The organism is Mesorhizobium sp. M0601 (genome assembly GCF_040320845.1).
Lineage (GTDB): Bacteria > Pseudomonadota > Alphaproteobacteria > Rhizobiales > Rhizobiaceae > Mesorhizobium.
Window position 1 is genome coordinate 54,388 of record NZ_JAMYQK010000001.1, and the last position, 24,070, is coordinate 78,457.

At 61.4% G+C, this 24,070-nt stretch carries 22 protein-coding genes; 15 read left to right on the forward strand and 7 right to left on the reverse strand.

Going from position 1 to position 24,070, the window contains the following annotated elements; all coding sequences use genetic code 11:
- Positions 1–293: 293 nt before the first annotated feature.
- The 3 genes from NKI41_RS00255 (at position 294) to NKI41_RS00265 (ending at position 3,863) form a co-directional block, all read left to right on the forward strand.
- Complete coding sequence (locus NKI41_RS00255) at positions 294–2,060, forward strand: AMP-binding protein (protein WP_352680855.1); 1,767 nt, start codon at positions 294–296, stop codon at positions 2,058–2,060.
- 67 nt (positions 2,061–2,127) lie between these two features.
- Positions 2,128–2,349 (forward strand): cysteine rich repeat-containing protein, encoded by a 222-nt coding sequence (locus tag NKI41_RS00260; protein ID WP_352450969.1) that lies wholly within the window; start codon positions 2,128–2,130, stop codon positions 2,347–2,349.
- A 410-nt stretch (positions 2,350–2,759) separates the two neighbouring features.
- Positions 2,760–3,863, forward strand: a complete 1,104-nt coding sequence (locus tag NKI41_RS00265; RefSeq protein WP_352680857.1) for a calcium:cation antiporter — start codon at positions 2,760–2,762, stop codon at positions 3,861–3,863.
- 70 nt (positions 3,864–3,933) lie between these two features.
- Here NKI41_RS00265 and NKI41_RS00270 read toward each other — a convergent pair whose 3' ends face one another.
- From NKI41_RS00270 to NKI41_RS00280, 3 genes are all read right to left on the reverse strand, one after another.
- Positions 3,934–4,395 carry a hypothetical protein gene (locus NKI41_RS00270; RefSeq protein WP_352680858.1) on the reverse strand — a complete coding sequence of 154 codons (462 nt, stop codon included), beginning with the start codon at positions 4,393–4,395 and terminating at the stop codon, positions 3,934–3,936.
- 242 nt (positions 4,396–4,637) lie between these two features.
- Positions 4,638–4,979 (reverse strand): hypothetical protein, encoded by a 342-nt coding sequence (locus NKI41_RS00275; protein WP_352680860.1) that lies wholly within the window; start codon positions 4,977–4,979, stop codon positions 4,638–4,640.
- Positions 4,979–7,387, reverse strand: coding sequence for a hypothetical protein (locus NKI41_RS00280; protein WP_352680862.1), 2,409 nt, complete (start codon positions 7,385–7,387; stop codon positions 4,979–4,981). The genes NKI41_RS00275 and NKI41_RS00280 overlap by 1 nt, the downstream gene beginning before the upstream one ends.
- 274 nt (positions 7,388–7,661) lie before the next feature.
- On the opposite strand from NKI41_RS00280, the gene mauJ reads away from it, so the two are divergent.
- Both mauJ and NKI41_RS00290 read left to right on the forward strand, forming a co-directional pair.
- Positions 7,662–9,095 (forward strand): methylamine utilization protein MauJ, encoded by a 1,434-nt coding sequence (gene mauJ, locus NKI41_RS00285; RefSeq protein WP_352680865.1) that lies wholly within the window; start codon positions 7,662–7,664, stop codon positions 9,093–9,095.
- A 103-nt stretch (positions 9,096–9,198) separates the two neighbouring features.
- The gene (locus NKI41_RS00290) at positions 9,199–9,603 is read left to right on the forward strand and encodes a hypothetical protein (protein ID WP_352680868.1); all 405 of its coding nucleotides are present in this window, start codon (positions 9,199–9,201) and stop codon (positions 9,601–9,603) included.
- Between the two features lie 215 nt (positions 9,604–9,818).
- On the opposite strand, the gene NKI41_RS00295 is transcribed toward NKI41_RS00290, so the two are convergent.
- Positions 9,819–10,460, reverse strand: coding sequence for a peroxiredoxin-like family protein (locus tag NKI41_RS00295; RefSeq protein ID WP_352681200.1), 642 nt, complete (start codon positions 10,458–10,460; stop codon positions 9,819–9,821).
- Positions 10,461–10,879: 419 nt separating this feature from the next.
- On the opposite strand from NKI41_RS00295, the gene NKI41_RS00300 reads away from it, so the two are divergent.
- Positions 10,880–11,482: a cupin domain-containing protein gene (locus NKI41_RS00300; protein WP_352680871.1), complete on the forward strand. Its 603-nt coding sequence runs from the start codon at positions 10,880–10,882 to the stop codon at positions 11,480–11,482.
- A 55-nt stretch (positions 11,483–11,537) separates the two neighbouring features.
- On the opposite strand, the gene NKI41_RS00305 is transcribed toward NKI41_RS00300, so the two are convergent.
- On the reverse strand, positions 11,538–12,446 hold the full coding sequence (locus NKI41_RS00305; RefSeq protein ID WP_352680873.1) for a hydrogen peroxide-inducible genes activator: 909 nt from the start codon (positions 12,444–12,446) through the stop codon (positions 11,538–11,540).
- 147 nt (positions 12,447–12,593) lie between these two features.
- Between NKI41_RS00305 and katG the strand changes: the two genes are divergently transcribed.
- Complete coding sequence (katG, locus tag NKI41_RS00310; protein ID WP_352680875.1) at positions 12,594–14,792, forward strand: catalase/peroxidase HPI; 2,199 nt, start codon at positions 12,594–12,596, stop codon at positions 14,790–14,792.
- 79 nt (positions 14,793–14,871) lie between these two features.
- Here the strand turns inward: katG and NKI41_RS00315 are convergent, their stop codons facing one another.
- Positions 14,872–15,549: an MIP/aquaporin family protein gene (locus tag NKI41_RS00315; protein WP_023677138.1), complete on the reverse strand. Its 678-nt coding sequence runs from the start codon at positions 15,547–15,549 to the stop codon at positions 14,872–14,874.
- Positions 15,550–15,893: 344 nt separating this feature from the next.
- On the opposite strand from NKI41_RS00315, the gene NKI41_RS00320 reads away from it, so the two are divergent.
- The 3 genes from NKI41_RS00320 (at position 15,894) to NKI41_RS00330 (ending at position 18,469) form a co-directional block, all read left to right on the forward strand.
- A complete protein-coding gene (locus NKI41_RS00320; RefSeq protein ID WP_352680877.1) occupies positions 15,894–17,183 on the forward strand; it encodes an RsmB/NOP family class I SAM-dependent RNA methyltransferase in 1,290 nt (429 codons plus the stop codon).
- A gap of 125 nt (positions 17,184–17,308) precedes the next feature.
- Entirely contained in the window at positions 17,309–17,767 is a 459-nt protein-coding gene (locus tag NKI41_RS00325) for a PaaI family thioesterase (RefSeq protein ID WP_023677140.1), read from the forward strand.
- 27 nt (positions 17,768–17,794) lie between these two features.
- The gene (locus NKI41_RS00330; RefSeq protein WP_352680879.1) at positions 17,795–18,469 is read left to right on the forward strand and encodes a 5'-methylthioadenosine/S-adenosylhomocysteine nucleosidase; all 675 of its coding nucleotides are present in this window, start codon (positions 17,795–17,797) and stop codon (positions 18,467–18,469) included.
- Here the strand turns inward: NKI41_RS00330 and NKI41_RS00335 are convergent.
- The gene (locus tag NKI41_RS00335; protein WP_352680882.1) at positions 18,441–18,767 is read right to left on the reverse strand and encodes a hypothetical protein; all 327 of its coding nucleotides are present in this window, start codon (positions 18,765–18,767) and stop codon (positions 18,441–18,443) included. The two genes, NKI41_RS00330 and NKI41_RS00335, sit on opposite strands and share 29 nt — an antisense overlap.
- Positions 18,768–18,838: 71 nt before the next feature.
- On the opposite strand from NKI41_RS00335, the gene NKI41_RS00340 reads away from it, so the two are divergent.
- The 5 genes from NKI41_RS00340 (at position 18,839) to NKI41_RS00360 (ending at position 23,998) form a co-directional block, all read left to right on the forward strand.
- Positions 18,839–19,372, forward strand: coding sequence for a MarR family winged helix-turn-helix transcriptional regulator (locus tag NKI41_RS00340; protein WP_352680884.1), 534 nt, complete (start codon positions 18,839–18,841; stop codon positions 19,370–19,372).
- A 55-nt stretch (positions 19,373–19,427) separates the two neighbouring features.
- On the forward strand, positions 19,428–20,990 hold the full coding sequence (guaA, locus tag NKI41_RS00345; RefSeq protein ID WP_352473470.1) for a glutamine-hydrolyzing GMP synthase: 1,563 nt from the start codon (positions 19,428–19,430) through the stop codon (positions 20,988–20,990).
- Positions 20,991–21,323: 333 nt separating this feature from the next.
- Entirely contained in the window at positions 21,324–22,256 is a 933-nt protein-coding gene (locus NKI41_RS00350) for an alpha/beta hydrolase (protein ID WP_352680886.1), read from the forward strand.
- A gap of 37 nt (positions 22,257–22,293) precedes the next feature.
- Positions 22,294–23,223 carry an RNA polymerase sigma factor gene (locus tag NKI41_RS00355; protein WP_352681202.1) on the forward strand — a complete coding sequence of 310 codons (930 nt, stop codon included), beginning with the start codon at positions 22,294–22,296 and terminating at the stop codon, positions 23,221–23,223.
- A 37-nt stretch (positions 23,224–23,260) separates the two neighbouring features.
- Positions 23,261–23,998, forward strand: coding sequence for an SGNH/GDSL hydrolase family protein (locus NKI41_RS00360; RefSeq protein WP_352680888.1), 738 nt, complete (start codon positions 23,261–23,263; stop codon positions 23,996–23,998).
- The last annotated feature ends 72 nt before the right edge of the window (positions 23,999–24,070 follow it).

Sequence of the window (24,070 nt, forward strand, 5' to 3'; positions counted from 1 at the left end):
ACGACCCCCTCTGGCCTGCCGGCCATCTCCCCCTCAAGAAGGGAGATTGGCAGCTTGGCCGCAGTGCCAACCTGAAGCGATTTTCTTGACGTACAGCAATTTTGTTCTTGCTTTGTGCCGGCAGCTATGCTACTAATTTCGCTATGGTGCCAATTGGCCCCGAAGACCCGCCCGCCGAGGCGAGTTTTTTATTTTCGCCTTTACAGGCGAGTTCCCACCCAGCCCCACCATCGACGGGATTTCCACCACCCTGCCGGGCTGATAGGCTCGGCCTGTCTGCGGAGGACACGGCGATGCCGATCAATCTCGACGAGTTGAAGAATGCCAGCAATTTGCGCTCCAAGCGCGATGGCGGCTCGTTCATTGCGCCGGTCGACGGCACGGCGCATGTGGCGGGCGAGCGCAGCGTGCCGCTGCTCAACCTGACCATCCCGGCGCTGTTTGCCGATACGGTCGGCAAATACGGCACGCTCGATGCCGCCGTCTTCGTCGAGCAGGACAAGCGCTTTACCTGGGAGGAACTGTCCGAGACTGTCGATGCGCTCGCCGCCGGTTTCCTGGCGCTCGGCCTCGAGAAAGGCGATCGCGTCGGCATCTGGTCGCCGAACCGCTGGGAATGGCTGGTGACGCAATTCGCCACCGCCCGCATCGGCCTGGTCCTGGTCAACATCAACCCGGCCTACCGGCTGGTCGAACTGGAATATGCCTTGAACAAGGTCGCTTGCCGAGCGCTGGTCACCGCCGCCACATTCAAGAGTTCCGACTATCTCGGCATGGTCGAAACGCTGGCGCCGGAGATCGCCAACGCTGCGCCGGGCAAGCTCGACGCCAACAAGCTGCCGGCACTGAAGATCGTCATCCGCATGGACGAGGAGAATTCGCCGGGCATGTTCAATTTCGCCGACGTGCTGGCGATGGCCGGCCGCGACGAGCATGACAAGCTCGACCGGATTTCAGCGGGGCTGAAACCGGACGACGCCATCAACATCCAGTTCACCAGCGGCACGACAGGTGCGCCCAAGGGCGCGACCCTGACCCACAACAACATCGTCAACAACGGCAATTTCGTCACCGCGGCAATCCGGCTCACCGTCGACGACCTGCTGTGCATCCCGGTGCCGCTCTATCATTGCTTCGGCATGTCGATGGGCACGATGGGCTGCGTCACCAAGGGCGCGACCATGGTTTTCCCCAGCGAGGGGTTCGATGCCGGCGCCACGCTGAGGGCGGTGGCAACGGAACGCTGCACCGCGCTCTACGGCGTGCCGACCATGTTCGTCGGCCTGCTCGACCATCCGGAGTTCGCCTCCTTCGATCTCACCAGCCTGCGCACCGGCATCATGGCCGGCTCGCCATGCCCGATCGAGGTGATGAAGAAGGTGGTGTCGCTGATGCATATGGCGGAGGTGACCATCGCCTACGGCATGACCGAGACCAGCCCGGTGTCGTTCCAGAGCAGCGTCGACGACCCCCTGGAAAAGCGCGTCTCGACCGTCGGCCGCGTCCATCCGCATGTCGAGGTCAAGGCCGTCGACGCCGAAGGTGCCACCGTCGCGGTCGGCGCGCCGGGCGAGCTCTGCACGCGCGGCTATTCCGTGATGAAGGGATATTGGGACGACGAGCAGAAGACCCGCGAGGCCATCGACGCCGACGGCTGGATGCACACCGGCGACCTCGCCACCATCGATGCCGAGGGCTATTGCAACATCGTCGGCCGGGTCAAGGACATGGTCATCCGCGGCGGCGAGAACGTCTATCCGCGCGAGGTCGAGGAGTTTCTCTATCGCCACCCCAAGGTCAAGGAGGTGCAGGTGTTCGGCATTCCCGACCCGAAATATGGCGAGGAGCTGTGCGCCTGGATCGTGCTGAAGCCCGGCCAGATCACCACGGAGCAGGAGATCAAGGCGTTCTGCGCCGGCCAGATCGCCCATTTCAAGATCCCGCGCTACATCCGCTTCCGCACCGAATTGCCGATGACGGTGACCGGCAAGCCGCAGAAATTCCTGATGCGTCAGGCGATGGTCGACGAGCTGGGACTGGTGACGCAGAAGACGGCGTGAAAAGGCTTCCGTTTGTGCCTACGCGTGACGGAGGCGTTGTTTGGGCAACATATTTGAGGGGTGTTCCATGCGGATTGGGTTAGGCGTGCTTTTCCTGGCAACTCAGCTGGCAGCCACCGCAGTGCTGGCGCAGACGGCGGCCGAGCGTGAGGCCTGCCAAGCAGATTACCAGAGATTGTGCAAGGGCGTGTTGCCGGGCGGTGGCCGCGTCGTCAAATGCCTGGCCGGTCACATGAGCGAGCTGACGCCCGAATGCAAGAAGGTCGTCAAGGCCAACACGCCCGGCTAGCGCGCGAGCTTCCTGCGGGTGACATGATGTTTCGGGGTGTGCGGGGGCAGGAGGCAGCGCAATCGCGGCGGATTCTTGCGAAGAGGACCCCCACCCCTAACCCCTCCCCACAAGGGGGAGGGGGACTTTCGGTGGCGCCGACCTCGGCAAATTGCCTGCCTTTCGGCGCCAAAGGGAAAGCAAGGGCGCGCGGCAGCGTTCCCTCCCCCTTGCGGGGAGGGTTAGGGTGGGGGTCCTCTTCGCAAGAATGCGTACGCGATTGCGCTGCCCTTGTGGGGAGGGGCTAGGGCTGGGGTACGCTGCGATGGCGTCATGACCTGTCATATGCGATTTCTCTGGATGGTCGCGGTGCGCAACAGTGGTTGCACATCGCCCTTCCACGGGATTTGCGGGAAGGCAAGAAGGTGACAATGAGTGGTTTCGCAAGATCGGCGATTTCTTACGGCATGCCGTTGGCCGCGCTGGCGATGGCTGTCGCGGTCAGGGCCAGCGGGGTGTCGGTCGACGAAGGGTCGCTGGGCACCAGGATGTTTATCGGCGCGCTGTCGAGCGCGATCATGTTCATCACCATTTTCGTGGTGCTCGACCACGCCGAGGCGGTGGCCCGGCGGGTGGGCGAGCCGTACGGCACGTTGGTGCTGACCATCGCCGTGACGGCAATCGAAGTGTCGATCATCGTTTCCATCATGCTGCACGGCGCCAACAACCCGACGCTTGCCCGCGAATCCGTGTTCTCGACGGTGATGATCACCTCCACCGGCGTCGTCGGCATGTGCCTGACGTTTGGCGGCTGGCGCCATCGCAAGCAGGCAATCGTCCGCCAAGGGACCAGCGCCTATCTGGCGGTGCTGGTCGCGCTGAGCGTCATGACGCTCATTCTGCCGACCTACACGCGAACCACCGATCCCGGCACGTTTTCGGCGGCGCAACTTGGCTTCGTCAGCGTGCTTTCGGTGCTGCTTTATGCCGGTTTTCTGTTCGCGCAGACTGTCCGCCACCGCGACGATTTCATCGATGGACAAGCGCATGGCGTTGCAGCGCGAGCCGACGCCCACGAAAGCGTCGCCGCCGGCGCTGTTCTCCTGCTGATCGGGCTGATCGGCATCGTCATGCTGGCCGAACAGGTCGCGGCCAGCGTCGAGGATGCGCTCGTCGCCTACCAGGTGCCGCAGGCCGACGCCATTGTCGGCGCAATGATCGCCGGGTTGGTTCTGATGCCGGAGGCCATCTCGGCGGTTCGCGCCGCACTCAGCAACGAGCTGCAACGCGGCCTGAACGTCGCCATGGGTTCGGCCTGTGCCACAATCGGCCTGACAATACCGGGCATAGCCGCCGCCAGCCTGCTGACCGGAAGAGGCCTGACCCTGGGGCTGCCGGCGACCGACACGGTGCTTTTGGTCCTGGCGCTTTTCATCTGCAATGTGAGCTTTAGTACGGAGAGAACGACGTTCTTGACCGGGCTGGTGCATCTGGTGGTGTTTTTTACTTGGGTGTTTTTGATATTTGTGCCGTGAGGGCGCAATAAATGACATTCAGCGTTGCTTGCACTAAGCGACGTATCGGGAAAACATAAGAGAGCTTCACTTAATAGATTGACACGCTAAACAGCTTATACAGCTGTTCTTTCGTATGTTGATCGAGCAAGCCGATCGGATCGCGTAGAGATATAATGTAATCGACTTGTACTTTTGAATTGTTCTTGAAGCTGTATATATTGTCAAGTTCTAACTTGGAAAAATGCCCGTCAAGGTACTCGTAAGGGTCGAGCATCTTCGGAATGGCAAACTGTAATATGAGACCTAGCGACATGATGTGGCTGCATATCTTATTGGCGAGACATATTTTGTTGTAATCGCGATAAGCCGTGCTCGTCGCGATGCCGGTGCGATGAGGAAGAAGGCCAAAAAAATTCTTCGCAAGCTTGAAATGTTCATTGATCAAATCGACGACTTGCAATTCGTCGATGCTGCGGATGAAATCTTGGGCCGGCAGTGGCCAATTACCATTGCCGATGATTTCGTTGCGATCGAATGAGATTCCGCTCACGACCTCTTTCGTCTGGCCATACGAGATCTTGTAGTGTGGGTTAGCCACGATGATGCGATGGTGGTTATTGGCATTTCGTAGTGCCGAGAAAAATTTGACGATTCCGTCATCGCCAAAAATCTCGACTCTTAGTTGGTCGTACTTTTCTTTGATTTCGGGGCAGCCCGAAACGAGGTGGCGATATGATTGGACGAGAGAGACAGCGGCGACTGAATAGGTATAAGCCTCTTTCGTCGCCTGCTTCAGAACGCCATCGAGGGTACGCCCGGTGTTGTCGCCATGCAGGACTTGACCGTGAAACCGTCCGACAATCTCGATGAATGTTGGCGCGACTGTTCCAAAATATCGAAGGAACGCTGAACCCCTTCAAGTCCGATGACGACCTGCCTTGCAGGGTGGGCAGAGAGGACTCGCTGAAGCGATTTTTGGTCTCGAAAAGCGGCGAGCCTCAATGTGGGCTTGTCAATAATCTCGCCATGTGTCGTCCACTGTTCCTTTAGGCGTTCGATCGCGTTCGCATCGGCATTCTCTCTCTGCTTGCCCATAAGAGCGAACACGCTCCGAAGCTGTTCCAGATCGTTCATTACGCGGGCTCCGTCGGCGGATTATCTGCGGAGGGGGCGGTTTCTAGAACGTGCTTCGCCACAGTTTCAGCGACTTGTTTCGTTGTAGGTGCGGCCTCTGCGACTTGCTCTGCCTGCAGCTGATGCTGTTGGAAATACACATGGTGTGTCGCGCTCGCGAGCTCTTTCGCGCTGACACCGTGGAGGTTCAGATTGAGTTCTTTGTTCGTGCGCTCGTAGATATGATACGGCTCAAGTTCACGATCGGTGAGCATGATGACCCGGCGTTCAAACCTGGCATTCAGGGATTTTGCCAATTCGATTTCGCGCTCATCGAACGGACCGAGTTTTGCCAACAAAATATAGACGTCAACGCGGTTGCGCGGGAACGCATCGGCAACTTGGCGCAGGTTGTTGACATCATCCTCCGAGATCGCGCCGCCCCGGTCTTTGCACTCTCCGATTATGATGCAGGGTTTTTCGGATCGAGTTTGCTTCGTGATGACGACAAGGTCTGTTTCGCATACCGGCAGCGAGCCTGATGCGATGGGCTCAAGATCGAAAGACGGCGCGTAAATGCTATCTGCGCGCAGGCCGGATATGTTGACGGCGAGTTGTTGGAGCACGAGTGCGACCGGGACTGCCCCTTGCGTGTTCTTCTCCAGCCCGAGCACGCCACTTCGACGGTAGGTGTGCTGCGTTTCGACCAATTGTCTTGTCGCGTCGAACTGCGCTCCGCATAGCGAGCAAGTTAGCTGTTGCTGCAACTGATCTAAGGCGGTCCAGCTTGTGAGGGAACAAGTCGGGCATTTCAAATCAGCGCCTATCCGGAACAGCCCTTTCTCAACGAGATGGCTGAAAACCATCGACGCCGTAAGAACAGTCTTCGTTGGGCGCGGTTCGATAAATAAATACTCGTGATCCTTAAAACTTGCGCCTGAAGCCGGGTCTCTCTGGCCGATAAGTTGGAGTGCGCCAGAGCGTGAAAAAGATTCCGTCGGCCCGTATGTTTTCAGCAAGCGGCGAACACCAGGAATTTTGAAAGCTCGCGTGCCATCAGGTCCGCCCATGCGGGCCATTAGTTGCCGGGTGATAAGGCCGCTGCCGCTGGGCTTTGCGGAAATACCGGCAAGCGAGAACATCTTATTGATCAGTGCTGTCGCGGGGATGGCCGTAAGATCGAGATTGTTGTCCGTGACTCCAATAATGAGGCCCAAGTGCTCTGGCTCAAGCCTGACATCTCGATGACTGAATCTGATTGCCCTGCCTGCAAACTCGTTGAGCTCCGGCAGATAGGGCGGAATGAAGACGAATTGATCCCACTGCCCTCGATAGACTCTAAAGCCGATCGAGGCGACGGCGTGCTGTGAGTAAAACCAACTGTCCGTTGAGAAAGGCTTTTCGCGTAAGGCGAAACTGACGCGTGGTGCCTCGGTTCCTTCGACCAGAACGCCGAGGGACGATTCCTCTTTGAAGTGCATGGTCGAGGGCCGTACGTTCAGACCGTTCCAAAGGCCGTCTCCTATCCGGCAGTAGGTGTAGTCATTTCCAAACAGCTCACTCGCTTGATCGTGGACAATGTCTTTCGACCAGATGGCAGGCCTGCGACGCCACTCGTCAAGAGCGGCGAGATCGGCACGCAGCATTTCTTCATAGCTTTGCCGATACGCCATGAAGCGGTCGGGAAAGCGTATGTCGAAAAACATAAGTTGGATCCCGCACGCGCGCAGGTTCCAGAAATTGGTGAGATCATCGACATCAGACCCGTCACCCGCATAAATTCCGGGATACTGCCAGTTGCCTGATGGGGAGGAGTGATGCGGCTCGAGAGCGAAACGCGACAGCGAAGAAATATTCGGATGATCGAGAAGCTCTACCGGCACCGCGCCGCCGGCCGGAATGTCGATGACGGTGGGGTTCGCTGCTTGGGTTAGAATGGTTTCGTAGTTGATCCCCAAGACGGCAGGGTCTGGATAGGCACCAAACTGGCATAGTAACGCATCCGCCAGCGGATCATTCGGCTGCCAATGCGCGATTCGGATTCCATTTTGTAGGACATCTTTCCAGATCGGGTTGTCGCGCCAGTGGTGCAGCAGGTTCTGGATATCGAGAACTTGCGAGCGAACCTCGTGCGGCGATTCGCCGACAAAAAGCGTTTCGGGGAAAAACGGCGATTTCCAATGGGGATAAGCCGCCACAAAGGCGGCTACATCCGCATGATTGCCAAGCGGGACGACGATGTCAGGTCGAAACACCTCGATTTGCTGCTTGGCTTCGGGACGATCAACCAAAAGGATTGGATTGAATCGGCCTCCCCAGAAAGCGAAACACAGTCGCGCAGCATGTTGAAAATTAGCAAGATCGTCTGACCTAATCGCGAAAGCGATGCGGAGGGGACGATAGACTATGTCGATGCTGACTGTATCCATAAATGTCTCAAAGACTATAGCCTACAGAGTTAGAAAGCCCCATTCAACAGCACTTGCTTGGAATGTGCTCACCTGCCCACGCTTGCGAAGGTCTGAAATAATCACGATTTCGCGTTGCGGGTGGCGCCAACGTGCAAATGGCATCCACGGTAGGCTGCCAAAAAAAGCTGAATTTCAGAGCAGCTATCGAAATCGTCAAATATCCATAGGTGCTTGTAGCGCTTGCGTTAAACTCCTCTGGCCTCAACCGCATCCAAGCCATACCAATTCAGAGATGTATGCCCGTCATCTTTCCGACATCCTACACCATGCGCTTGCCGAACCCAGTGCGTTTGACGACACACTCAAGCGCTTTGAGACATTGCGTGGTTATGCTCTGCTGCCACGCGGACGAGAAAACGCAGGCATCCGCCTCTCGGATAAACAGATCGCGAGTGCGGTATTGGGATTCGTTCCAATATTGCCCGGATGGGCTGGACACGTGTCGCTCGTCCTTGGCGGCCTATGTGCCGTCGGCGGAACGGCCACGTCTTTCAGGGAAACCAAAACCTTGTTGGATTCTATCGCGGCAGTGATATCCAGCGATGAAGCGTGTGGGTCTGTCGTCACCTTTTCATTCTCGATCGAACGTAAACAGAACGATGATGAGTACCATGCGAAGGCTGTCATCCAAGATGGCAGAGAGCGAAGGACCGTTTCCTATGTCTCCGAAATGGCCGTCACTCTGCTCCGCGAGGGGGCGGAAAAGGGTTACGACCACGATCAGGTTCACGCTCCATCCGCACGGCAGCTCGTATTGGGGCGCGAGTTCTTCACCCGACTCCGCAGAGAGGTCATTATTTCGCGGCAACTCGATCTGCCACTGAAGACCGATTGGCGGGAATATAAAACGGAAGAGGAGCGTGATGACTTTCATCGCCGCCTAGGCGCACGCCGAAATTCACGCTTCCTGAATCTCGGTATCGACACGCAGGTCACATGGCCGAAGGAGCCAACTCCCGTACAATTCGCGGGCCACCATTTCGTGATGTTTCCTAGGACAAAGGAAAATTTGCATTCGATCAGCATCGACCTGGCAAACGAGCGCCTTTCTTCACAAGAAGCAAGAACGCTTCTCAGCCGTTTCCTGAGCTTGCTAAGCTGGTGCGACGACAGATACGCGGTGTTGGAGCATGGCTGGTCGGGCAACCCGGTGCCGGTCCCTGTCCGACGCTCTGAGGGCGCGTTCTCGACGACGCCACATTGGGCGTTCAGCCGATCCATCCCCGAAGATCCGGAACTGCTTCAGCGCCTGGCATATTACAGGGAGGGGCTCAACGCCCGCCAAGTGGGACTTGTCACCTTCGAGGTGCTGAGCTTCTTCAAGGTCTTCGAAAGAAGATCGAGATCGAAGCCCGGCGAGCAGAATTCTACAAAGCTCTGGATCAAAGATGTGTTCGCGACGGTCTCTGCCTCGCTCCGCCAAGAAGTCCTTGAGCGCTTCGATGCTGATCGCGAGGGTAAGAATGTTGAAAAGTACGTTGTCGACAATTGCCGGGTGGCGACGGCGCATGCGTCGGAATCATTTCCATCCGACGCCGATGCGTCGCCCGAGCTTCAACGTCTCTATTCAGCAGCCGAGGTGATCCACGCCCTCGCTCGTCACTTCATCCGTACCGAATACAAGTTGTCGGACCTGTACTATTCGGACGAGCCGGTAGGTGTATGACAACGATGTCGCCCTGCATGGTGGCGCGTGCTATGACAGGTAAGCTCCCTAAGCTTGTTGATCGCAAGTAGCTTTCGGGTAACAGCAGACTTCCTGTGAGGTCGTGCCCTATCTCGAGCCGCCAGCACCTCCCCATCCAGCCCCCTTTATAATCTTCGCCAGCTCAACACATTCGTCGTGCCTCACCTTGTTGCGCCGCCATGCAAGGCAGATCGTGCGTTGCGGCATCGGCTCTTGGAACGGCACGATCGTCAGGTCGGAGATAGTGCTGGTCGGCCCGGCGGCCATTTCCGGGATGAGCGTGAGCCCGTACGTCACCATCAGCGGCAGCGGCCACCCCCGCCGGCCGCATGGATCGCAGATCTCTACCCTCAGCGGAACCGACCCGCCATGCAGCCGGTTAATCGGCATGAAGCCACCACCAATCCAAGGCCGCACCATGAGCATTCTGCAAACCACGAAGAAAGCCGTTGAGCAGGTCACCGGCGTCGCCAGGCCGGGCTGGTGAGAGGTCGCCGACCTCCTGAGGCCGCGCAAATCGAATGAATTTCGAATCAGCGATGATGGCCTGGTGCCCAATCATCCGTTCTGGCCGCTGGTCGTCTATCGCGGCGCCGTTACGCTGCCCAAAGACTTCGATCCGGCGGCGATCATGGAGGCGCTTTTCGAGCGGGAAGGGCGCGGTCGTCGAGCGAGTTGTCAGCCGCCTATTTCCGCAGCCCATCAATGTGCAACTTGGGAAGCCGCTGACATCAATTCCTCCGGATTCGGCGCCTTGAAGGTATTGAGGCCATCCTCCAGAACTTCAGTGAAGTTCCAGCGTACGATGCCCGCCCGGTCGATTAGGAACTGACCGACAAGCTGCCCCTGGCCGGAAGCCATCGCCTGCTGATCGGCTCCCGTAATCTCATATCCTTCCTTCTTGTTGAGAAACTCGTACATTGCCATGACGTCCATAGGCTCGGGTAACTCGCCAGGGAGATCGATGCGGATCGCCATGACCGTGTCCATCCCGACCTCGCGCAAGCCGAAAGCACGGTGCGAGGCCCGCTCCGGGTCGGACGCGGCGAGAAGATCGGGTGCCGGGTGGTAACGGAAATAGAGCCGCGCCCGCTCGACTGGCGTATTGACCACCGCCAGGCATTCGACGCCTTTCTCACGCAGGGCCGGCTTAAGTTGCGCCATCGCCGCGACATGGCGCCGGCAGAACGGACAGTGCAGGCCTCGGAACAAACCGATCAACAACGGGCTACGGCCTCGAAAATCATCGAGCGCGATCTTGCCTTCGCGGGAGATCGCATCGAGAATAACATTCGGCGCCCGGTCGCCCGGCTGCAGCGGGCGTTCGACATTAGTCGTGGACATGGACAACCTCCTCGCCCCGGATAAGCACACCCAGCCATCCGGAGTTGAGTCCATGCTGGGCGACGCCAGGGCAAAAATTGCGTTCGACCTTTGCCATATTGCCGAGGTCGAGATTACGCGCGTTGCAAGTGCATCATAACACGAAAAAAGCCTCTGCGGGTCGCCCGTTTCGCGAGCTGTCGCGAGCGCTGTGGCAAAACAATGTAATCGTCTCATCCGTGCCATGGGACGACACAGCGGCGGGACCGATTGGATCTTCACATGCTTGCGGTGTTCAAGTCTTGAAACTTGGGCGGCTTCGATGTGCCCGGACGTCAAATGCCGACCGTACAGATCGCGGAACTCTGCCCTCAGCGGAACCGACCCGCCATGCAGCCAGTTAACCCGCATGAAACTTCCGACCAGCGCAAGGCCACATCATGAGCATTCTGCAAACCACGAAGAAAGCCGTCGAGCAGGTCACCGGTGTCGCCAGGCCGGGCCGGCGAGAGGTCGCCGACCTCCTGAGGCCGCGCAAACCGAACGAGTTTCGTTTCAGCGATGATGGCCTGGTGCCCAACCATCCATCCTGGCCGCTTCTCGTCTATCGCGGTGCCGTGACGCTGCCCGAAGACTTCGATCCGGCGGCGGTCACGGAGGCGCTTTTCGAAGCAAATGGCTGGGGTGATAGCTGGCGCAATGGCATCTACGGTTACGTCCACTACCATTCGCGGATACACGAGGTGCTGGGCGTTGCGCGCGGCACGGCCAAGGTCCGCTTTGGCGGCAGCAAGGGGCGAACGCTGTCGCTGAAAGCCGGCGACGTCGCGGTGCTTCCGGCCGGCACCGGGCACCAGCGTCTTTCCGCATCCGACGATTTTCTGGTTGTCGGCGCCTATCCTCCATCCGGCACCTATGACCTGTGTACGACCGCCGCCGACCATGCCAAGGCGGTCGTCACGATCCCCAGGGTCGGCCGTCCGCGCAAGGACCCTGTCTATGGAAGCAACGGCCCGTTGCTCGCAGCCTGGGAAAAGGATTGAAGTCGTTTTCTTGCAGGTTGGCTTCGGGGCTAAAACCGGATCCTTGACCCGCCGCTCAAGCCGCCAGCACCGCCGCGTCCAGCCCGCGGATGATCTTCGCCAATTCGACGCATTCGTCGTGCCGGACCTTGTTGCGCCGCCACGCGAGGCAGATCGTGCGCTGCGGCATCGGTTCCTGGAACGGCACGATCTTCAAATCGGGGATAGTGCTGGCCGGCCCTGCCGCCATTTCCGGGATGAGCGTGACGCCGAGCCCGTGCGCCACCATCTGTAAGAGCGTCGTCAGGCTGGTCGCGCCGTAGCTTGCCATCGCCACCGGCCGCACGTTGCCGCAGACGGCGAGCGCCTGTTCGCGCAGGCAATGGCCTTCCTCCAGCAGCATCAGCCGCTCCAGTGCCGGGCTCTCCGGTGGCACCGGCGGCGAGGCGAAGGCGGGATCGCCGGCCGGCACGGCCAGGAAGAACCGGTCGGAGAAAAGTTCCTCGGTGACCAGGCCTGGGTAATCGAGAGGCAGTGCCGCGACGAAGGCGTCGAGCTTTCCCGAACTGGTGTCCTCGACCAGCGAGGCGGTCACCGCTTCGCGCAGTTCCAGCTGCAAGGCCGGGAAATGCCGTTTCAGCTCCGGCAGCACATGCGGCAAGAGATAGGGCGCCACCGTCGGGATGATGCCGAGCCGGAAGCGGCCTTCCAGCGCCGGGCGGCCGCGCCGGGCCGTCGCCTCGACGTCGCGGACGTCGGCAAGGATGCGTTCGATGCGCGGCAGCAGGGCCACGGCCTCGTCGGTCATCCGCACCACCTTTCCGCCGCGCTCGAACAGACGGCAATTCAGCCGCAGCTCCATCTCGGCGATCTGCGAAGACAGCGCCGGCTGGCTGACGCCGGCGAGTTTTGCGGCACGGCCGAAATGCAGCGTCTGCGCCAGCGCCTCGAAATAATGCATCTGCCGGACAGTCAAACCGATCATAAGGAAAACCTATCAGAATAAACAGCAAAGGCAATTTGTCTTTATCGGCTCGGCGGGCTAGTCTGGAACCATTCCAGGATGGCGCGGCCGCCGGCCCTGCCCGGAAAATCAACAAAATCCCGGAAAATCAACAAATCGGAGGCAAAGATGGACGCGAAAACCGACGACAACAGCGCCGGCAAATGCCCGGTCCCACATGGATCGGCCAGGAGGAGCAACCGTGACTGGTGGCCGAACCAGCTTGACCTTGGCGTCCTCCATCAGCAGTCCAGCCTGTCGGACCCGATGGACGAGGACTTCGACTACGCCAAGGAATTCAGGAGCCTCGATCTCGATGCGGTGATCAGGGATCTGCACCAGGTGATGACCGATTCGCAGGATTGGTGGCCGGCCGATTTCGGCCATTACGGCCCGCTCTTCATCCGCATGGCCTGGCACAGCGCCGGTACCTATCGCATCGGCGACGGCCGTGGCGGCGCCGGCGCCGGCCAGCAGCGTTTCGCGCCGCTCAACAGCTGGCCGGACAACGCCAATCTCGACAAGGCGCGCCGGCTGCTGTGGCCGGTCAAGCAGAAATACGGCAGGAAAATCTCCTGGGCCGACCTGTTGATCCTCACCGGCAACGTCGCGCTGGAATCGATGGGCTTCAAGACCTTCGGCTTCGCCGGCGGCCGCGCCGATGTCTGGGAGCCGGAGCAGGACGTCGACTGGGGATCGGAAACCAAGTGGCTCGCCGACGAGCGCTATTCCGGCGACCGCGAACTTCAGGGGCATCTCGGCGCCGTGCAGATGGGGCTGATCTACGTCAACCCGGAAGGGCCGAACGGCACGCCCGATCCATTGGCCGCGGCGCGCGATATCCGCGAAACCTTCGCCCGCATGGCCATGAACGATGAGGAAACCGTGGCGCTCATCGCCGGCGGCCATACCTTCGGCAAGACCCATGGCGCCGGCGATGCATCGCTCGTCGGCCCGGAGCCGGAAGGCGCCGGCATCGAGGCGCAGGGCCTCGGCTGGTCGAGCAAGCACGCCACCGGCATTGCCGGCGACGCCATCACCTCGGGCCTCGAGGTGACCTGGACCACGACGCCGACCAAATGGAGCAACAACTTCTTCGACAATCTGTTCAACTACGAATGGGAGCTGACCAAGAGCCCGGCCGGCGCCCATCAGTGGACGCCGAAGGGCGGCGCCGGTGCAGGCACCGTGCCGGACGCGCACGATCCCTCGAAGCGCCGCGCGCCGGCGATGCTGACCACCGACCTCGCGCTACGCGTCGACCCGGCCTACGAGAAGATCTCACGGCGCTTCCATCAGAATCCTGATCAGTTCGCCGATGCCTTCGCCCGCGCCTGGTTCAAGCTGACGCATCGCGACATGGGTCCGGCCGTCCGCTATCTCGGCCCGCTCGTGCCGAAAGAAGAGCTGATCTGGCAGGACCCGATACCGGCAATCGACCACGAGCTGGTCAGCGAGCAGGACATCGCCTCGCTGAAGGCGAAGATCCTGGCCTCCGGCCTGTCCGTCTCAGAACTGGTCTCGACCGCCTGGGCCTCGGCCTCGACTTTCCGCGGCTCCGACAAGCGCGGCGGCGCCAACGGCGCCCGCATCCGCCTGGCGCCGCAGAAGGATTGGGCGGTCAACCAGCCGGCGCAACTGGCCAAGGTGCTCGAGACACTCGAAGGCATCCAGAAGGGCTTCAATAACTCGCAGTCCGGCGGCAAGAAGGTCTCGCTTGCCGACCTGATCGTGCTTGGCAGCGTCGCCGCGATCGAGAAGGCGGCCAAGGACGGCGGCCATGACGTGGGGGTGCCGTTCACGCCGGGCCGCATGGACGCCTCGCAGGAACAGACCGATGTCCAGTCCTTCGCCGCGCTCGAGCCGAAAGTCGATGGCTTCCGCAATTATGTCAGGGGCAAGCCGCCGATGTCGGTCGAGGCGATGCTGGTCGACCGGGCGCAGCTGCTGACCTTGACGGCGCCAGAGATGACGGTGCTCGTCGGCGGGTTGCGGGTGCTCGGCGCCAACACCGGTCAGTCGAAGCACGGGGTGTTCACCGACAGGCCGGGCGCGTTGACCAACGATTTCTTCGTCAACCTGCTCTCCATGAACACGATCTGGGATCCGGCCGCCGGCTCAGATGAGGTCTACGAAGCGCGCGACCGCAAGACCAGGGCAGTCAAGTGGACCGGCACCCGCGCCGACCTGATCTTCGGCTCGCACGCGCAATTGCGGGCGCTGGCCGAGGTCTACGGCTCGGCGGACGCCGGGCGGAAGTTCGTCAGGGATTTCGTCGCGGCCTGGACCAAGGTGATGAACGCCGACCGTTTCGACCTCGCGGCCTGATCCGGGCATACGAATTTCTCGACGCAACGAAAAAGGCGCGGGCCTCGACCCGCGCCTTTTTCATGAAGCCTTCGAAAAGTCAGTCTTTCTCGAAGATACCGGCCTTGGCGACCACGCCGGCGATGGCGCCGCCGATCAGCGGCGCGACGATGAACAGCCAGAGCTGGCCGATCGCCGCAGTTCCCGAAAACAGCGCCGGTCCGATCGAACGGGCCGGGTTGAGCGATGTGCCGGTCACCGGAATGATGGCGAAGTGCAGTCCGGCCAGCGTCAGGCCGATGACCAGGCCGGCGAAGGCCGTCGTGTGCTTGGCGTTGGTGACGCCGAGGATCACCGTGACGAAGGTGAAGGTGCCGATCAGTTCCCACAGGAAGGCCGAGCTGACGCCCCATTTCGTCACGTCCCAGCCATTGGCGCCGAAGCCGCCGGTGTGGCCGCCGACCTGTCCGGAGACGATGATCCACAGCGCCAGCGACGCGATGATGGCGCCGATGACCTGCGCGATCCAATAGGGAATGACGTCCCTAGCCGGCATCCGCCCGGCGAGGAACACACCGAGCGTCACCGCCGGATTGAGGTGCGCGCCGGAAATCGGGCCGATCGCGTAAGCGGCCGCTATCAGGCCGATGCCGAACGCCAGACCGATACCTTCCTGGCCGAGCGGCAGCGCGCCGCCGAAGCCGCCCGTCACCACCGAAGCCGTGCCGATGAACACCAATAGAAACGTGCCTAGAACTTCCGCCAGATAAGTTTTCATTGCCCTCTCCTCGTATCGACCCGCGGCTCCGCTTTTTCTGCGACGCGAATCACCGCGCAAAGAGTATTCACAACCGGAAAACTTGCAAAGCAGAGCAGTTTCGCAAGCCGCTATGCTTGTGAGCGCCGGACACGCACATTAGAGACTTATAATATATTGATCGAATTGTTCGTTCCGCATGCCGGCGCCCGCCTAGTGGCCGCGGCTCGCGATGCACCAACCCACATTCGTCACCCCTCGGCATGGATCGTCTCGCCGTCGGCGAAACAGAACTGTTTCAATCAGGGCACGAAAAGCTCTAAGAGCAGGGCCGGAATTAATTTACTGAGTAATGGAAGACGACAATGAGACTGGGCGGGCGGCTGGCGGCAGCCATTGAAGTGCTTGACGAAATTGGCCGTCGCCACCGGCCGGTGGCCGATGCGCTGAAGGACTGGGGCCTGTCGCACCGCTTCGCCGGCGGCGGCGACCGCGCCGCGATCGGCAACATCGTCTACGACGCGCTGCGCCGCAAGCGCTCGGCCGGCTGGCTGTTGGGCGAAGATACACCGCGCGCCATCGGCTTCGGCGCGCTGCTGCTCGAATGGGGCCAGACGGCGCAGTCGCTGAACGAGGCGCTCGAGGGCGACAAGTTCGCGCCGCCGCTGCTTACCGCCGACGAATTGAAAACGCTCGGCGGTCGCCGGCTTGCCGATGCGCCGCCGGCCGTCAGGGCAGACATCCCCGACTGGTGCATGCCGCTGTTCGAACGGGCGTTCGGCACGGCCTGGGTGGAAGAGGGTGCCGCGCTGGCGACGCGCCCGCCGCTCGATCTCAGGGTCAACACGCTGAAGGCCGATCGCGGCAAGGTGCTGGCGGAACTGGCGGAGACGGGCGCCAAGCCTGCCCGGATCGCGCCGCACGGCATCCGCATCCCGCCGATCGAGGGCGACGGCAGGCACCCGAACGTGCAGGCCGAACCGGCCTTCCAGAAAGGCTGGTTCGAGGTTCAGGACGAGGGTTCCCAGATTGCGGCCGAACTGGCCGGCGCCGAGCCTGGGATGCAGGTGCTCGACTTCTGCGCCGGCGCCGGCGGCAAGACGCTGGCGCTGTCCGCGGCGATGGACAATCGCGGCCAGATCTTCGCCCACGATGCCGAGAAGGCACGGCTGGCGCCGATCTTCGACCGCATCCGCCGTTCGGAAAACCGCAATGTGCAGGTCGTCACCAGGCCGGCCGAGCTGGCGCCGCTCGGCAAGCACATGGATATCGTCTTGATCGATGCGCCCTGCACCGGCAGCGGCACCTGGCGGCGCCGGCCGGATGCTAAATGGCGATTGACGCAGAGACAGCTCGACGCCCGCAAGGGCGAGCAGGAGACGATCCTCGATGCCGCCAGGGACTTCGTCAAACCCGGCGGCCTGCTGGTCTACATCACCTGTTCGGTGTTCGACGAGGAGAATGGCGACCAAGTTTCGGCGTTCCGGGACCGCCATCCCGATTTTGTCCCGGTCGATCACCGCCAGCTTTGGGACAGCCGTTTTGCGGGCCACGAAGCGGCAATGCGCATTGGCGCCGCGGGCGGCATTTCGCTGTCGCCATTGCTGAGCGGCACCGACGGCTTTTACTTCTGCGCGCTGCGGCGGGCCGGCTGAATCGTTGCTATCGATACAGGGCTAAGCCGAATGCTGCAGTGCAGCATTTGCGATTGCCTGCCGCCCACCCCTCTGCGATAAATGCCTTTGCAATAAGATTTGCCGAGAAACGAAGGGCGACGGCCATGGCAGCAAAGATCGTTCCTGCTCCCGATTATGAGGACCGCGTCAGGACGTCCTTCGCGCGCCAGAACGCGATGATGACGATTGGCGCCGAGCTGACGCTGGTGACGCCCGGCATCATCGAGATCGAAATGCCCTATTCTGCGGCGCTGACGCAGCAGCACGGCTTTCTCCATGCCGGCGTCATTTCGACGGCTCTCGACTCGGCCTGCGGCTATGCGGCATTCTCGCTGATGCCGGAAAATTCCGGCGTGCTGACCATCGAGTTCAAGGTCAATCTGCTGGCGCCCGGCAGGGGCGAGCGCTTCCTGTTCCGCGGCTCGGTGACCAAGCCCGGCCGCACCATCATCGTCGCCGATGGACAAGCCTATGCGTTCGCCGTCGATGGCGAGGCCAAGCTGATCGCCACGATGACCGGAACGATGATGACAGTGCTCGGCCGCGACGGCATCGAGGGCTGAGGAGCGGGCAGGGGAGGATGGACGATCATGGCCGGCAAGGCACCTGGTGAGCTCACCCCGATCTCCGGCAAGTCCGTTCTCTTCGTCATGGCGGCCGAGGCCGAATACGGTCCACACCTGCAACGGCTGTTCACACCGCTGATGACCGGCGTCGGACCGGTCGAGGCCGGCGTCGGACTCAGCGCCGAACTATCCCGGCTGCATGCCGGGATGGCGCTGCCGGATCTCATCGTGTCGCTCGGGTCGGCGGGCAGCCGGACGCTGGAGCAGACGGAAATCTACCAGGCCGTTTCGGTTGGCTACCGCGACATGGACGCCTCGCCCCTGGGGTTCGAGAAGGGCGCCACCCCGTTCCTCGACCTGCCTGTCAGCGTGCCGCTGCCGTTCAGGATACCAGGCGTCAGACAGGCGACGCTGTCGACCGGGGCGGCAATCGTCACCGGCGCCGCCTACGACGCGATCGCCGCCGACATGGTCGATATGGAGACCTTCGCCTGCCTGCGCGCCTGCCAGCTGTTCGACGTTCCGCTTATCGGCCTGCGCGGCATTTCCGACGGCGCGGCCGATCTGAGACACGTTGGCGACTGGACCGAATATCTGCACGTCATCGACGAGAAGCTGGCCGCGGCGGTGCAACTGCTGCAACAGGCGATCGCCTCAGGCGCGATCGACTTCAAGCTTGTTGGGGCGGCAGGTTCTTAGCGTTGCCGAACAGCACGCCGATCATCCTGAAGCGAACGGCGTTGTCGCGATTGATGTAAGTGACTGACCCGGGCTCGTGATCGAGGGTCCAGCGTCCGGTCGCGCCGGTGTCCCAGTCGGCGACATAACCGTCATCGAGCATCCGCCAGCGCCCGCGTCGCGCCTCGCCATCGTCGAGCAGCATGTGCGCGGCACCCTCGCTTTCAAAATAGACGTAAGCCTCCTTGCCGTTTCGTTCCAACACATGGGTCATGCCCGGAATGAGCATTGCAAGGGCTTCCTTCTGAAGTGCTGCCATGATTTCCTCCTGAATTGAAGTCGCCGATTGCCTTGACCGGCATCGCCACTTAGAGTGAACTAGTAGTCAAGATGCTTGACTATGTATCGGGCGAGAAGAATTTGGTCAAGGGCCTTGACGAAAAACCTGAAGCGCTGCCGGATCACATAGGTTGGCGGCTGTGGCAGGCGAGCCGCGCCTGGCAGACCGAGTTCGCCGCTGCGATGCGCGCTGCCGGCCATCACTGGTTCACCGAAGCGCGTGCCGGCCTGCTTGGACATATCCCGCGCGGCGGCATGCGCCAGTCGGCGCTGATCGAGCGCTCGGCGATCTCAAAGCAGGCGATTCAGCAATTGCTCGATGGCCTGGAGACGGAAGGTGTGTTGCACCGTCTGCCCGATCCGCAAGACGGTCGCGGCAAGCTTGTGCGCTACACCCGCAAGGGCCTGGACGCCCTGCGCGATGGCGACCGCATCAAGCTGCAGATCGAACGGAGCTATGTTGCCCGCCTTGGTCACGAGCGTTTCGCGGCGCTGATGGGCGCCTTGCGGTCACTCGATACAACGCAAACTGATGCATTGGACAAAGCCTCTGGCGTTCAGGACGATACACCGGAATCGAAGTGAAAGCGCGACCTCACAACCCATTGCGCCGACTCGTTTCTTTCTCTAAACGCTCGCCATGAAAACAGCCAATCATCCCGACACCGTCCTGATTGTCGATTTCGGCAGCCAGTTCACCCAGCTGATTGCCCGCCGCATCCGCGAGGCCGGCGTCTTTTCCGAGATCGTGCCCTTCCAGTCGGCCGAGGCGGCGTTCAAGCGCATCGATCCGAAGGCGGTGATCCTGTCCGGCGGTCCGGCCTCGACCGGCGACATCGGCAGCCCGCGCGCGCCGCAGATCGTCTTCGATGCCGGCGTGCCGGTGCTCGGCATCTGCTATGGCCAGATGGCGATGTGCGTGCAGATGGGCGGCGTCGCCGAAAGCTCCGACCACCGCGAATTCGGCCGCGCCTTCGTCGAGATCGCCAAGGACAGCCCGTTGTTCGAGGGCCTGTGGGCGCCCGGCCAGCGCCACCAGGTGTGGATGAGCCATGGCGATCGCGTCATCTCCCTGCCCAAGGGGTTCGAGGTGCTCGGAAAATCGGAGGGCTCGCCCTTCGCCATCTTCGGCAATGTCGAGCGCAAAATGTACGGCCTCATGTTCCACCCCGAAGTGGTGCATACGCCGGACGGCGCCAGGCTGCTCCGCAACTTCGTCCACAACATCGCCGGTATCGAAGGCGACTGGACGATGCGCGCCTACCGCGAGCACGCGGTCGAGACGATCCGCAAACAGGTCGGCAAGGGCAAGGTGATCTGCGCGCTGTCGGGCGGCGTCGATTCCTCGGTCGCGGCCTTGCTGATCCATGAGGCGGTCGGCGACCAGCTCACCTGCATCCTTGTCGACCACGGTCTGATGCGCAAGGACGAGGCATCAGGCGTGGTGGAGATGTTTCGCCAGCATTACAATCTGCCGCTGATCCTGGTCGACGCTTCTGACCGTTTCATCGGCGCGCTCGAGGGCGAGTCGGACCCCGAGAAGAAGCGCAAGACCATCGGGCGGCTGTTCATCGAAGTGTTCGAGGAGGAGGCCGAGAAGCTCGGCGGCGCCGATTTCCTGGCACAAGGCACCCTCTATCCCGACGTCATCGAAAGCGTCTCTTTCAGCGGCGGCCCGTCGGTGACGATCAAATCGCATCACAATGTCGGCGGCTTGCCCGAACGCATGAACATGCAGCTGGTCGAGCCGCTGCGCGAATTGTTCAAGGACGAGGTGAGGGCGCTCGGCAAGGAGCTCGGCCTGCCCGACAGCTTCATTGGCCGGCATCCGTTCCCCGGTCCCGGTCTCGCCATCCGCTGTCCGGGCGGCATCACCCGCGAAAAGCTGGAGATCCTGCGCGAGGCCGACGCCATCTATCTCGACGAGATCCGCAAGGCCGGACTCTACGACGCCATCTGGCAGGCCTTCGCCGTGCTGCTGCCCGTGCAGACCGTCGGCGTGATGGGCGACGGCCGCACCTACGAGTTCGTCTGCGCGCTGCGCGCCGTCACCTCGGTCGACGGCATGACGGCAGACTTCTACCATTACGACATGGCATTCCTGGGAGCAGCCGCCACCCGCATCATCAACGAGGTACGCGGCATCAACCGCGTCGTCTACGACGTGACGAGCAAACCGCCAGGCACCATCGAGTGGGAGTGACGAGGAGTACTGCGGAGTAGAAGAGGATAGAGCAGCACGTTTAAGGCGATGTTGGCTCGGCGATAATAGTCAATAGTCCCAGCCCCCGGCCACCCGGCGACGGCATAGACGAAGCATCTGGCCGATCGGCGAATGTCTGGAACGAACGTCCCACAGAGAAGGGTGGAGCAGCCTAGCCTTGCTGGGTTTGACACCCGGGGTCCGCGGCAACTGCCACCGGCGAGGCGTTGCATCTGCCGGCCACGTATCCTTTCGCTGGGCTCATCCGTCTTAGCTGTTCATGGGCACGGTCATCCTTGACATCGCCCTCCTGGACGAATTGGAGCGTGACAAATGAACAGCAAGCAGAGCCTAGCGAACAAGATACACTACGAAACGCTCGCGGAGGCTTTTCGCAGCGGTCGAGAATCGCCACAGGAAGCATCCGAGTGGTCCGTTTTGACGGCAGAACCGGGCGGCGTCGATTACGTCGAGACGAAGGTCGGCGACAAGACCGCGCTGTGGGTTCAGCCAAAAACGGCGGCCAAAGACCGGGTCATGCTTTACCTGCACGGCGGTGGCTATGTCGGCGGATCGATCTGGACCCATCGCAAGATGGTCGGACACCTTGCTAAGGCGATCGGCTGTTACGCTCTGCTCGCTACGTACGACTACGTTTTCCAGAGCAAGTTTCCGCGCCAAATCGAGCAGGCCGTGACCGCGTTCGAATGGCTCGCCGAGCAGGGTGTCGCGCCGAAGCACACCATAGCTGCAGGCGATTCCGCTGGTGCTGGCCTGATCGTTGCGGCGGCGATGAAACTCCGCGATGCGGGACGGCCGCTGCCGGCCGCGATCCTCAGCATCTCTGGCTGGTATGATCTGTCGGCGAGCGGGCACTCCTACGAAAGCAACCGCGAGAAGGACGCCTTCTTCCAGAAGGCGGTCGTGGATATGCTGGTATCGCAAGTCCTTGCAGGGACCGATCCCCGGCATCCACTCGCCAGCCCGATCTTTGCCGATCTGAAGGGCCTGCCGCCGATCTATCTGCAAGTGGGTGGAGACGAAACCCTGCTCGACGACAGCCGAGCGCTCGCCGACCGCGCGAAAGCCGCCGGCGTCGAGGTGCGCTTAGACGTATTTCCGGGGATGCTGCACTCGTTCCAGATGATGGCCGGCCGCGCTCCCGAAGCCGACGACGCGATCGCGCGGTTGGCACAATGGGTTCGCCCCAAGCTTGGTCTGGCCGCAACCGCGGCAACACGCGCTGAAGGTCAGGAGGTCGCATGACTGGCAAATTGAAACCAAGATGTGGCAGCTGAAGGACATGCCCGAGCGACCGACCGGCCTGTTCGATGCGCGATATCGCGCCTTCCTCGAGACGGTGTCAGGCGTCCGCGCCCAACTGCATCGCTACTGCGCCCGCATGACGGGCTCACGCCTCGACGGTGAGGATCTCGTGCAGGAGACGCTGTTCGAGGCCTACACGAAGATTGAGACCCTCGATGATCCCCGCCGGCTAAAACCCTGGTTGTTTCGCATCGCTCACAATCGCTGCATCGACTTTCTGAGGCGACGCGATGTGCGCGAGCGCGCGGAGCACGGCTATTCGGACGACATCGGCGTTGTCTCTGCAGAGCCGGCAGCGACCGATGCACGCCGCGCCATCGAACGGCTGGTTGGCCGCCTGCCGCCCAAGGAGCGCGCCTGCATCCTCTTGAAGGACGTGTTCGACTATTCGCTGGAAGAGACCGCAGAACTCGTGGAATCGACGGTTGGGGGCGTCAAAGCCGCGCTCTCCCGCGGACGGGCGAAGCTCGCCGACTTGCCCGCTGAACCTGCCGGTGAACCGAACCGTCCGCTTGATCCCGACACCGCGCGGCTCTTGCAGCGCTATGTTGACCTCTTCAACCGCCATGACTGGGATGGCGTGCGGAGCCTGACCAGCGCCGATGCTCGGTTGCGGGTCGCCGACTGCTTCGACGGCCTGGTCAGAAGTTCTCCCTATTTCGTCGAATACGAGCGAAACCCGGAGACGTGGACCATGGAGTTGGGGGCGATCGACGGAGAGCCTGTCCTGATCGTGCTCTTCCAGCGAGGCGACCGGTGGCAGGTCGCGTGGCCGGTTCGTGTCCATGTCGCCGGTCGCGTCATCGATCGCATCGAAGATTATTATGCCTGTCCATGGATGTTGGAAAACGCCGCGGAATCCGACCTGAAACTCATGACTGGGCCGGCCGTTTTGGGAAGAGCATAAGGCGACGATTTCTCACTTCTGGCCTGGCGGAGTTACGATGGTGCGTCCTCAACGAAAAATCGTGGCGTGCCTCGGGTCGAGCAGCACGGCGGGCAAGCGCCAGGCATTCGATTGGATGGCGGAGCTCCGCCGGCGGCCGGGCAACGGGCAATTTGAGTTCCGGAATTTTGGCGTCGGCGGCGACTTGGCCTACAATGCGCTGCAGCGGTTGCCGGATGTGCTCGCCTGCCGTCCCGACAAGGTCATCGTCTGGGTCGGCGGGAATGATGTTCTCACGCTCGTGTCACGCAAAGTGCGGCGGTTCTTTACGTTTTGGAAGCGTCTGCCCCGCACGCCTTCGCCCGATTGGTTCCACGAGAATCTGGCCGAGATAGCACGCAGGCTGAAGCGCGAGACGGCGGCGGACATCGGCCTTTGCTCGCCCCCTCCGATAGGAGAAGCGCCGGATTCGGACGACCCGTTCCAGAGCGAGCTCAACCGGCGGATCAAGGAATATTCTGCGATCGTGGCGGCCATCGCGCACGAGGAACGCTGCGGCTATGTCCCGCTCCATGAGGCGCTCACCGAGGAAGTTTGCGCCTCGCCTGGCCGGGCCTACACGGCGTTCAACTTTCTTCCATTCTATCGCGATGCTTTTCGCGTACTGGTGCTGCGGCAGCGTCCGGATGATGTCGCCCGCGTAAATGGCTGGCTATTTCACACCGACGGCGTGCACTTGAACAGCCGGGCAGGGCTGATCGTGGCGGATCGCCTACAGAAATTCATTCAGGCCTGAGCCCTGAGCGGCAAGGCTGTATCCGATTTGCGCACCTATCTGAATGTCTTATCGCGCAGGCTGGCGGCCGAT